General features: G+C 50.9%; 12 protein-coding genes. 8 read left to right on the top strand and 4 right to left on the bottom strand.

Annotated features, from left to right (window positions below; genetic code table 11):
- The first annotated feature begins 418 nt into the window (after positions 1-418).
- On the top strand, positions 419-670 hold the full coding sequence (locus tag H6750_19555; protein ID MCB9776507.1) for a helix-turn-helix transcriptional regulator: 252 nt from the start codon (positions 419-421) through the stop codon (positions 668-670).
- Positions 670-1,986: a type II toxin-antitoxin system HipA family toxin gene (locus H6750_19550; GenBank protein ID MCB9776506.1), complete on the top strand. Its 1,317-nt coding sequence runs from the start codon at positions 670-672 to the stop codon at positions 1,984-1,986. Before H6750_19555 ends, H6750_19550 begins: the two co-directional genes overlap by 1 nt.
- Before the next feature lie 37 nt (positions 1,987-2,023).
- On the opposite strand, the gene H6750_19545 is transcribed toward H6750_19550, so the two are convergent.
- Complete coding sequence (locus H6750_19545; protein ID MCB9776505.1) at positions 2,024-2,341, bottom strand: rhodanese-like domain-containing protein; 318 nt, start codon at positions 2,339-2,341, stop codon at positions 2,024-2,026.
- Positions 2,342-2,672: 331 nt separating this feature from the next.
- Here H6750_19545 and H6750_19540 point away from each other — a divergent pair, with 331 nt between their 5' ends.
- A complete protein-coding gene (locus H6750_19540) occupies positions 2,673-3,422 on the top strand; it encodes a 4'-phosphopantetheinyl transferase superfamily protein (GenBank protein MCB9776504.1) in 750 nt (249 codons plus the stop codon).
- Here H6750_19540 and H6750_19535 read toward each other — a convergent pair.
- On the bottom strand, positions 3,419-4,681 hold the full coding sequence (locus H6750_19535; protein ID MCB9776503.1) for a hypothetical protein: 1,263 nt from the start codon (positions 4,679-4,681) through the stop codon (positions 3,419-3,421). The two genes, H6750_19540 and H6750_19535, sit on opposite strands and share 4 nt — an antisense overlap.
- A gap of 527 nt (positions 4,682-5,208) precedes the next feature.
- Here H6750_19535 and H6750_19530 point away from each other — a divergent pair.
- The 4 genes from H6750_19530 (at position 5,209) to H6750_19515 (ending at position 7,683) form a co-directional block, all read left to right on the top strand.
- Positions 5,209-5,694: a hypothetical protein gene (locus H6750_19530; GenBank protein MCB9776502.1), complete on the top strand. Its 486-nt coding sequence runs from the start codon at positions 5,209-5,211 to the stop codon at positions 5,692-5,694.
- A gap of 454 nt (positions 5,695-6,148) precedes the next feature.
- Entirely contained in the window at positions 6,149-6,538 is a 390-nt protein-coding gene (locus H6750_19525; protein MCB9776501.1) for a response regulator, read from the top strand.
- 217 nt (positions 6,539-6,755) lie between these two features.
- Positions 6,756-7,304 carry a hypothetical protein gene (locus H6750_19520; protein ID MCB9776500.1) on the top strand — a complete coding sequence of 183 codons (549 nt, stop codon included), beginning with the start codon at positions 6,756-6,758 and terminating at the stop codon, positions 7,302-7,304.
- Positions 7,305-7,458: 154 nt separating this feature from the next.
- Complete coding sequence (locus H6750_19515) at positions 7,459-7,683, top strand: hypothetical protein (protein ID MCB9776499.1); 225 nt, start codon at positions 7,459-7,461, stop codon at positions 7,681-7,683.
- A gap of 56 nt (positions 7,684-7,739) precedes the next feature.
- On the opposite strand, the gene H6750_19510 is transcribed toward H6750_19515, so the two are convergent.
- Positions 7,740-8,768, bottom strand: coding sequence for a hypothetical protein (locus tag H6750_19510; GenBank protein MCB9776498.1), 1,029 nt, complete (start codon positions 8,766-8,768; stop codon positions 7,740-7,742).
- 42 nt (positions 8,769-8,810) lie between these two features.
- Positions 8,811-9,911, bottom strand: a complete 1,101-nt coding sequence (locus H6750_19505; GenBank protein ID MCB9776497.1) for a carotenoid 1,2-hydratase — start codon at positions 9,909-9,911, stop codon at positions 8,811-8,813.
- A 277-nt stretch (positions 9,912-10,188) separates the two neighbouring features.
- On the opposite strand from H6750_19505, the gene H6750_19500 reads away from it, so the two are divergent.
- On the top strand, positions 10,189-10,794 hold the full coding sequence (locus tag H6750_19500) for an LON peptidase substrate-binding domain-containing protein (protein MCB9776496.1): 606 nt from the start codon (positions 10,189-10,191) through the stop codon (positions 10,792-10,794).
- The last annotated feature ends 3 nt before the right edge of the window (positions 10,795-10,797 follow it).

Genomic DNA, 10,797 nt, shown 5'->3' with positions numbered 1-10,797 from the left:
GGTTTATAAGGTTTTTGCGTGAACAATTGAAATAAAATCATTCATTAATAAAAAATTGTCACTGGCCTTTGAAGCATTTTTTTAAAATGGTTTCCTTTTTTAATATTTTTATAGGACATAAAAATCATTTGAATCATTTGGCGTTTACTCGGATGATTTCTTAGAATCAACTTTTATTGTTATATTGTTCCCTCCGTTGCTTCCATTCGGACAGGGTGTTGTCTAGGTAGGCGACATTTTTACAACCCACCGTTCAAAAGAGCGAATTTTCTGATCCGATTGCCTACAAACGGCCTCCACAAATGCCAATTAGGGAAACAGCCTATTTATTCTTTTTAACGTATAAACCATACTTATACGTTAATTAGAATATTGTAATTTTATTCGTTTTGGCGCATAATTAGGGTGGAGGAAAAACATGTCCGACCTTGCACGCAATCCGAAACAGATCGGCAATCTGATCCGGCGGGCCCGTAAGCAACGCGGCTTGAGCCAGACGCAGCTCGGGGAAAAGACCGGATTGCGCCAGGCGACGATATCCCTCATCGAGACGGGTAATCCGGCCGCGACGCTGGAGACGATTCTGACGGTGCTCAGCGTCCTCGATCTGGAGCTCCGAATCGCGCCGCGATCGAAGGGGACCGCCGCTGATATCGAGGATATTTTCTGATGGCCCGCAGCCGCCGGCATGCGGCATTGCACGTGCTGCTGAACAATCGCCCGGTCGGTCAACTCCACAAGGCCACAAGCGGAGCCATTGCCTTTCAATACCACCCCGACTGGTTAGGATGGCCGCACGCCCTACCGATCTCGCTCTCGCTCCCTTTGCGTGAAGATGCCTACAGAGGAGAGCCGGTCGCCGCCGTATTCGAGAATCTATTACCGGATTCGGATGCATTGCGCCGTCGGGTTGCGGAAAGAGTCGGAGCGGCCGGAACCGATGCCTATAGTCTGCTTGCTGCCATTGGCCGCGAGTGTGTGGGGGCATTACAATTTGTCGGGGCGGACGATAACGTGGAGGGGATCGACGATTCCGCCACGATCACCGGGGAGCCCGTCAATGAGAATGCCATTGAAATGCTCCTCAACGGGTTGGCGCAAACCCCTTTGGGTCTGAGCGGTGATGATGCGTTTCGGATATCACTGGCCGGAGCGCAGGAAAAAACCGCATTGCTTCGGCATAAGGGCAAATGGCTCAAACCCCGTGGCACCACACCCACCTCCCATATTTTTAAAAAACAGATCGGCCGATTGCCGAACGGACTCGACCTCTCAAATAGCGTCGAGAATGAATTCTATTGCCTGAAACTGGCGGCCGCGTTTGGCCTGCCGGTTAACCGGGCGGACATCTACACGTTCGGAGAGACGAAATCGCTTGTAATCGAACGCTTCGACCGGCTTTGGACAAAAGACAAGCGACTGTTGCGGCTCCCGCAGGAGGATTGTTGCCAGGCGCTCTCGGTGCCGCCCACCCGGAAATATCAACGTGAAGGCGGACCGGGAATGATCGAAGTGCTTGATCTGCTCAAGGGCAGTGATCACCCCCTTGAAGACCAGGAAACCGTGTTAAAGGCTCAAATCTTCTTCTGGCTCATTGGCGCGACGGACGGGCACGCCAAAAATTTCAGCATTTTTCTCAGTCCGGGTGGCAGTTACCACCTGACGCCCCTGTATGACGTCCTCACCGCTCAGCCGAGCTTCGAAGTGCGTCAAATTGAAAGCAAGCAGATGAAGCTCGCCATGTCGGTCGGGACCAAGCGGCACTACCGAATCGGCGACATTCTCGGGCGGCATTTTATCCAGACAGTGGAAGGGGCGGGGCTGCCGAAAAGATTCGCACTTGAGACTCTTGAGAAAATGGCTGATACAGCCGGGCAGGCCTTGGAAGCCATCGAACGCGTCCTACCGGCGGATTTCCCCGAGGTCATTCACCGGGCGGTCAAAGTCGGCGTGACCAACCGTCTGTCCAAGTTGCGTGTGGCGTAAATGGTTAGGTGAGGGGAGGTGCGGTGGACTCATCCGGCTATTCGGCCTGGCTTTTCATGGGCAGGCCTCGCTGTTTCCAGCCTGACATGTGACCGTCCAGGTACACAATATTTTTATACCCCACCGTCCAGAGAGCGAATTTGCCGATCCACGCTCTCGGGCCATGCTCGCAATAGACGACAATCGGGTCCTTCGGTGTGGCGTTGGTCTCCTTATGACGGCTCCACATGGCATAAAAAGGCAGATGCACAGCACCCGGCACATGCCCGGCATCGTATTCACTTTGCGAGCGGACATCCACGATTACCGGCGCCGTGTGCGTTTCGATTGAGGCTAACAGTTGCTCGGGGGTCATATCGGGCAGACCTTTCTCAGAACATGAGACAAGAATGATCAACACCACCAAACCGAAGCACCAATGCCATGGCATTATGCCACGCGTGGATTTTGCTAGGAACATATGCTCTGAACTGTCACCTGGACAAGCCTTTCAGGTGCGGGAATGGCTTGATCTATCGAGAACTCTTCCAGGATACCTTGTTCCCGCACTCATTTTCTTCCAGAAGTCAGCAGTATAGGAAAGTTGACGAAAAATAGGAACGTGGCACTCACCGATCTGGACTCTTTATAGGAGGCTCAAAGGGTTTCGGCCAAGCCATCCATCCGATACAATCCATCCGAGATTCATGTTGACTTCCACCCACTGGGCTAATCCGTCTCCTGACATTTACCGGAGCCTTTCACCAGGCGTGGTCCATGTGTGGCGGGTTCATCTGGATGTGTCACCCCGCCAGGCTGCTCTCTACCACACCGACCTTTCGGAAGATGAACGAGCACGGGCAGAACGGTATCGGCTTCCTCACCACCAATACCAATTTATTTCAACCCGAGGCATTCTTCGAAATTTGATCGGTCACTATGTGGGAATTCCTCCTGGTACTCTCAGACTTAAGAACAACTTGCAAGGAAAACCCTCTCTGACCGATCCATTCCATCCGTCCTTACAATTCAATGTCTCTCATACGAGTGGAATGGCCTTGTTGGCCATCGCAATTGAACACGCAGTGGGGATTGATGTGGAACAGATCGACCGGAATGTCAGCGATCAGGATATCGCCACCAGGTATTTTTCTCCACGAGAGGCGGAGCACCTTGCTACCCTTTCACCTGACAAGCGGACGCAAGAGTTTTTGACCTACTGGACCTGCAAGGAAGCGTATCTCAAAATGCAGGGGATTGGATTATCGGGTGGAATGGCTCACTGTGAGATCGCACTCGACCAGGACGGATTGAAGGCTACTGTGCTGTCAACACATGAACCCGATTGGGGGAACGACTGTTCACTCTTTCGCATCAATCCCGGCCAGTCCCACATCGGGGCGCTCGCCGTAGCATGCCATCCGGTTGAAGTGCTGTTTTGGGATTGGAAAGATTAACGCGTCGCCTCTCCCTTAAAACGAACAGGTTCGTTACCTTGTAAATGGTCCGGCGTAAGATAGTAGGTGCCTTTGAGACTGGCATCCCAAACGGACTGAGCCGCCGGTTCATTTCCTCCGGTCAACAGATAGACAAAACCTCCAAATAACCCGCCCACGCCGGCGTAGACCACTTTGAAGGGCGTATACAAAATCGATAAGGCTCCACTCGCGACTTGAAGTCCTAAGGACGAATCGTCTGAATTCCCTGAATTTTCCGCAACCACCGGCGCCGCCACATCCAACGCGGGCGTGCCCTCCTCAGCAACCGGTTCGGTTACGTGGGTCACCTGCTCTGGTGCCATTTCGGTTGGCAGCCCCGGCTCTGACTGGGTAGCAGCACCAGGGTTAGGCGAATCCAGTAGGACCGGCGCCGACTGAGTGGTGGTAGATGAGCTGGAGGAATCAACCGCTACCGGCGCCGCCACATCAGACGCGGACGTGACCTCCTCAGCAACCGGTTCAGTCAAGAGGGTGACCTGTTCTGGTGCCCTCTCGGTTGACGAACCCGGCTCTGACTGGGTAGCAGCACCCGGGTTAGGCGAATCCAGTAGGACCGTCGCCGACTGAGTGGTGGTAGGGGAACTGGCGGAATCAACCGCTACCGGCGCCATCTGAGAAGTAGGAGGATCGCTCGGACTCTCTGCCTTCACCTCCTGTTGCGTGGAGGGGGAGGCCCCTGGTTTCTGCCAAGCCTGTTCAAGGGCCAGAATGGTTAGATCTTGTATCACTCCTTCAGACACCACCACCGGAGCAGAACTCCAGGCCTTGCCTTCAAAGACCACCTCACCTGCACCGGTATTCATTCCACGAACATCCACGACGACATTATTCATGGGTAGAGATCCATCACTGACGGGTTCTTTTGTGGAATTCAAAGAAGTTTCGTCTACATGGACAAATACCACCAATGTCGCCCCAACCTTACGAGCTCCCCCTAAAGCCTGAGCTTGCCCTTCCGTCCCATTTCGAGAAGCAAATTCAGGAACTCCCTCATTTTGAACAACCTGTCGATTGACCACCAGTAATTGATGGTCATTCAACCAACCCAAAGCCTGGTTGACCGCCGCCAGATGATTCCCGCGCACCACCACCTTCGTTCCCGGGCTTGGTTGAGTAACCTGAAACCCTTCCTTTTTATAGGCTTCATTCCCGTTGGGACCACCAGCACATCCCAACGAAATGGCAAATACTCCAAGCAGAACGATCAGGTTCCTCATGTGCCGACAACCTAGATCCGACATAGTGATGTTCCCTTCATTACCATTTCTATTATAAAGATCCGCGTTTGTAAGCCCGACAAGAAGTTATTCAGAAATCCAACTCAACAATCACGTGGCCCGAGTTTTCTGGCCAACATTCACAATAAAATGGGAGGATTTTGCGTGTACTGTGCTATTTCAAATGAAAAATTAGCATATGACAGCCGTATTGAAAAATTAAAATACCACAAACTGAGTCTTCACGGTGAGACACCCCTTAATTTCTCTCTTTTCTGATAAAATAGAGAAAACTGCTTTTGGAATATTTTCTTCCCGGAAAAAATGCATGACCGAAAAAAGAGAATGGGTATTTAACCTTTGAACTTATCCTTCACACACACACTGTATCTTACTCTTTCCTTCAGTACTCTTTAGTGACTGAAATTGCGTGAATCCCAGCTTCCCTAGTATGCTAATGAAATAAGTGATTCGGCCGATAGACCTGCATAAACGATTAACACTCGAATTTATTTTTAAAAATTTTCATGGCTTTACGAATTCTGTCATTTTTTATCGAAGGCATCACCTGGCGAGTAGCGAAAACCCCTACGGGCTATTGCCACCGTGGCCTTTCAACCATTCCAGAGTGGATTCCGGGAATTCCCTCGGGCGTATCCAAGGATATTGTCGAAAGCACCTTTCAGCAATTTCCCTCTGATGATGATTCCCTCCAGCCCCACAACATCACATTCAAATTGACCTATCGTATCGGGTCTTCCAATATTGAATGCTTTATCTTCTCCTCGCCCGACGGCGACCTCTTTTCTGTTAAGATTCCTCCCGGTACTTTCATCGCTCTTCAAGAAGCACTCCCATCCCAGACTATCCCACGCATGAGAGTGGCCCGTTTAGCTGTGCAGCATGCGATTGCGTCCGGAATGCCAGGGATAGAACTTCTTCCAGGAAGTGCTATATACGAATCCGTCAAATCGCAATTGTCAGAATCCCATCTACAAAAAGCCCAGGCGTAGGCCTTTGACTTTCTATCGAACTGACCAGTCCTGTCTCCATCCAAGGCCGGTATCCAGGGGTAGCGGTTGAAAAATTTTGATAAACCAGGTGGCAAGTCCCAGAAAATCCTGCTATCCGGCACAATCTACCTTCTGAATCTCCCAAAATCTTCGAAATATCAACGGCTTTTTCAGTGCGTCAATTAAACTTTTTCCGCCTACCAACGCTGTGCCCAACCCTGTTGGTAAGCTATGCGTAAATTGTTAAACACATCGATCAACCATACCATCATGAATTTGTCAAATTTTTTAATCATTGTGTCGTTAATAAAAAATAACACAAGATATACGGTGAGGGTATTCCCCAAGTCACATTACGTATGCAACAATAGGGGACACTTGCGCTAAAAGAACAGACAACTCGATTCAAGAAAAAGTTGAATGTTCTTATGGTGTTTCCGAGGAACACAATGCGGTGAACAAACGTTCTCCCTCGCTCAGAAAACTTGTGCTGATTGTGGATGATGAGCCTGCCGTCCGCCGAACTGTACGGGGGGCCTTAGAATCCTCCGGAATTGAGTGCGCCGAGTCTGAAAATGGCGCCGAAGCACTGGCATGGTTGGAAGAAAACGAAGTCGATCTCGTGCTGGCTGATTATCACATGCCTATTATGAGCGGACTGACGTTGTTGGAACGAGTCAACGGCACCTTGAATGGCAGAACCCCTCGGGTCATTCTTCTCAGTGGAGTTATTGACGAAATACACAAGCACAAAGCCATGGGACTTGGTGCCTATGCGATTATCGACAAACCCTGTAATTTCCGTGAACTTGTCGAAAAAGTAAACGAGGCTCTCGATTTCTGATTTCCCCCCTCCCGGTTGATCGCCCTAAAGGTCGGACTAGGCCACTCAAGAGTAAGCAGGCTGTAGAGTCATCCCCTACAATACAGCAAATATTCTAAGGCATGGCCGTTGTTCTAGAAATCAATTAACAACCGCGGCCTTATGAAACTTCCCATCTCTGGCTATGGCTTGCCGAATCCATTCATCTCTGGGTGTTTCCATCATCTTGATCGCCTGCTTGGGTTTGTGGATTTTTCCACAACCGGCAAGGGCGGAAAGTTCCGCGCCAGGTATTCACTGGGGTGCGCTCGACTTTCCAGATCAAGAACCGGTGCTTTCCACCGGACTCTCTATATTTCGATTTACGGAATTTAATGGGGAAGGGAAGCGGTTTAATGGCATTCGGGAAACCATCGGCTTAAATTTGATTACCACCAGTTGGACTCGCCACTGGTCAAATTCCCTCGAAGGATGGAGCACCAACCTGACCTTCGGAATTGGCCCTACGAGAAACCAGCCTTCAGAATACCTCCAAAACGATTTCGTCCATGACCGCCTGTTTGATATCCCTCAGGTTCCGGTTGGAGCGAAACGCAAAGAGACTGATTTTACCATATCCGGTTCAATCACCCGATGGGGAGAACTGCCGGGACAACGCTGGATACTGTTTCTTGACGGCGGTGGACAGACGGGAAGTCTCTATCAGGAACTCTTTGCCCGTGGGGGTTTTCGCCGCTGGTCACCGGTGAAAACCATGGAATACCTGAACGGAACACATGATGGCTAGGTCGCAGATCTGTTCAGACCTCTGCGATTGTCCGGAATGGTAAAGAGCCGGGCGACTTTTCAATGGCGCCGCGTTCCATGATTTAGCCAATCATTCATTTGCCGCCCAAGGCTCCCTCAGCTATGGCTGGTATGATGAGAAAACATTTCGGCCCTTGTTTGAGATCGAAATCGGGGCCACCATTGATTCCGGAATGTTTAATGGAAACCAGGGAAACGCATTGGAGGAGAGCTTTTGGACTATTGCGATCCGTGCCCACCCCTTTACGTTCGAAACATGGAACGATCAATTAAGCGGCCAAGACTTCGGCCCGACGTATGGAGGCAAACTCATGATGGACCTCTCGTTCCTGCTTCCTGATTCCTGGAAAGGGCAATGAGCCTCGCTCCTGTATACACCACTGAAACCGATTTTGTACGGAAAGCGCCTTGCCTCCTATTCACCAGTTGCCGGAGTAAGAGGTAACCGGCTCCAGGACTCTCCGGCATCCAAGCTTCGATATAGCCCTCCCCCATTCGTGCCGACATACAGAGTTCGGGAATCCAGGGGGCTCATCTGAAGACTGCGAATGCTGGCAGCCTCCAATCCCTGTATTTTCGGTTGCCAGGTTTTTCCGCCGTCCTCACTTTTTTGAACCCGATCACTTGTTGCCATATATAAAATTGACGGGTTAGTGGGATCCAGTTGAATGGCACTAATATAGGCGTGTTGAATGCTCCCTCCGACCTTTGTCCAATGTTCGGCCTGATCCGTTGATTTATATAATCCATCCGTGGTCCCTGCATACACCACGTCACTATTCGTTGGATCAACCACGATTCCATTGACTCCCAGCGCCATGGAAGCCATTTTGGCATCTGAGGCCACCATGCCCGCCGAGGCTTTTTCCCAACTCTCCGTGGCATTGAGTGTGCGATAGACACCTCCCGTCGTTCCCGCATATAAAACGTTTGGACGCTGAGGATCGATTGCCAGGGTCACCACAAAACTCACCTCAGTCATGCCTTGCATCCGTTCAGTCCAATGTCGACCGCCATCCAGACTTCGAAAAACCCCAACAGTTGTTGCCGCATACACCATCTCCGTCCCCAAAGGATTAAACACAATCTGATTGACAATAGCCGAGATCGTGCCTTTCTGAATCCCGGAATTGTAGGGATGCCACGTTCTTCCCCCATCCGGACTTTTATAGGTCCCATCGCCCATGGTTCCCGCAAACACGGTGGCAGACAATTGGGGGTCAAGGGCAAGACTAATCACTCGGGTCCGGGCTAATTCGCCCGCAAATCTGGTCCATGTGGCCCCCGTATCCGAAGACTTGTATACGGCCTCATCCGTGGCCACATATATAATGTTGGGTTTGGTGGGATGTAAGGCAATGGACACGATGGTATCGCTTCGTTGACCGCAGGCTGTCAATCCGAGCGCCAGGGACACAATGCAGGTCACAAGAATTCGGGACATTTTAAAAGGGATTTTCATTGCCAAATGTCAAGAAGTCACACATTATCGTGACGGGCGGTACGGTTCGGCATATCCGGTCAGTTCGACATAGCCCTGACCATGAATATTCTGTCCCTTCCAAAGCCCGGTGACATCCACGGCTCCTTCCCAGTATGTCACAGCGGTACTTCGGCTGGTGACAAGCTCTTGATTGGCCATTCTGGGAGAGATATGCAACTCCACCTTTTCAGACGGAATAGATAACGTCCATTGACTAGGATAACGCGCACCACCGGCCGGACTGATCCAATATTCTTGAACGCTGACATGAAGGGCTTCAAAAGAAATGGATGTCGAGGATCCATCTGGCCTCACCAATGTTCCACTGGATGCCGGATCAAAGGTTCCATCCGCACGACGAAGCCCATAGGCCATGATGTCATATTCATTTTCAAGTTGCAGACTGAACCAATCCCATCCAACGAGACCGTCCGAGAGGTCTGCAGACCCAAACTCATGATCCATCCAACTTACGCCGTTGACCGCCAGCGGCACCCCCTGCACCACCACCGATCCAGTGGTCTGAAGTCGGGTTATTGAATAATAATGGGAGGTGGCCTCTGCCTTCCGGCCTTTCCGGCTCACCCCGTCTGTGCCATGAATAACGGGAGGTTTACTCGATTCGAGCGTCAAATCAATGGAAAAATCTTCAGTCTGCGCCTGAAGATGAAACTGTCCATGATCGGGGGCCACAGCCTTCAGCAACCACCGATCGATCCACACATGCAGCCGATCCACTTCAGCTCCGGCCTTGTTGATTCCGGCACGACTCAGCTTCTCTGCAAAACGGAATTGCGCATTCGCTTCGTCGGTTAACGCGAAATGGGCAAAGTACAGGTGTCGCATGGCCCATGCGGAAGGATTACTCCAGGCATCAAGTGAGTCGATTCCACGACGAAAAAACGTCAATTCGTACCCAAACCGCCGGCCATTCGTGGTGGACAGATGTCCGGTAAAATACCACCACTCTGTCTGAAATTGCTCATGACTGCCATGATCCCGCGGGAACGCATAGATGTATCCGGGACGGGCAGGAGTAAATTCGTGAAGTCCAACGCCGGGGGTCCCTGCAAAGACCCCCGAAATCCCAAGGAGTGGGAACATGAACAGGAGCGAGATCTCTCGACATAAGGATCTCGCGCTCACCTCAAAACCCGCAGAACCGTCGGTTGGGCGAAGGCATTCATCCAGTTCATGTTTCCGTTTATACCACGACCTTACATAGCGTACAAATCCCTTGGCACACAAGGATTTTCTCAGTTTGCCGAACTCCTCTGGGTGACGATCTTACGTTGACTTTCCCGAAAATTCTCCGCTATCGTACCCTATGCCTTCAGATTTTCCATCAACCGAATTCGGCAAAATTCCGATACCGGAGAGCGTGCCGATTTTTCCACTGCCCAACGTCGTCTTTTTCCCTGAAACCTATCTGCCGCTGCACATCTTTGAACCCCGTTACCGGGAAATGGTGCAAAACGCCTCCGGTCAGGGAGATTGCATTGGCATGGCTTTGCTCAAGGACGGTTGGGAAGACGAGTATGAAGCAGATCCCCCGATTTATCCCATCGGATGTGTGGGGCGAATTATCAGCTCACACAAACTGGCTGACGGTCGGTTTAACATTGTGTTGCAAGGCCTTCAGCGATGTACCTTTGAAGAGCAGGAGGTCTCAACTCCCTACCGCCAGGCCCGAATTATTCTGAATGCGCAAAAGGGAGCTCCCTCCCTGGACACCGAAACCCGCATCAATCTGGAGCAAATTACCCAAGAATATTTGACCTGGAAAAAGGCTCATGAGTTGTGTCAGGTGATCGCTTCTGGCAAACTCACGGATTCCATTCTTGTTCATAACCTTTCAGCCGGTCTTGATTTGTCACCCGTGGAAAAACAATTTTTACTTGAATCCGGCCATCTCATCCAGCAAGCTCGCCGCCTGATTGATCTCATCCGCTTTAAACTTGCCGATCTTCGAACGGCACAAGGATAACAC

The organism is Nitrospiraceae bacterium (assembly GCA_020632595.1).
In the GTDB taxonomy this organism is placed as follows: Bacteria; Nitrospirota; Nitrospiria; order Nitrospirales; family UBA8639; genus Nitrospira_E.
Note: the sequence above shows the minus strand (reverse complement) of the source record. Positions and strands in the feature narration are given on the sequence as shown.

Excerpts from the sequence above, each read along its gene's own strand:
- H6750_19505 (MCB9776497.1), bottom strand. The coding sequence starts at position 9,911 with ATGTTCCCACTCCTTGGGATTTCGGGGGTCTTTGCAGGGACCCCCGGC.
- H6750_19540 (MCB9776504.1), top strand. The coding sequence starts at position 2,673 with ATGTTGACTTCCACCCACTGGGCTAATCCGTCTCCTGACATTTACCGG.
- H6750_19530 (MCB9776502.1), top strand. The coding sequence starts at position 5,209 with ATGGCTTTACGAATTCTGTCATTTTTTATCGAAGGCATCACCTGGCGA.
- H6750_19510 (MCB9776498.1), bottom strand. The coding sequence starts at position 8,768 with ATGTCCCGAATTCTTGTGACCTGCATTGTGTCCCTGGCGCTCGGATTG.
- H6750_19545 (MCB9776505.1), bottom strand. The coding sequence starts at position 2,341 with ATGACCCCCGAGCAACTGTTAGCCTCAATCGAAACGCACACGGCGCCG.
- H6750_19555 (MCB9776507.1), top strand. The coding sequence starts at position 419 with ATGTCCGACCTTGCACGCAATCCGAAACAGATCGGCAATCTGATCCGG.
- H6750_19550 (MCB9776506.1), top strand. The coding sequence starts at position 670 with ATGGCCCGCAGCCGCCGGCATGCGGCATTGCACGTGCTGCTGAACAAT.
- H6750_19535 (MCB9776503.1), bottom strand. The coding sequence starts at position 4,681 with ATGAGGAACCTGATCGTTCTGCTTGGAGTATTTGCCATTTCGTTGGGA.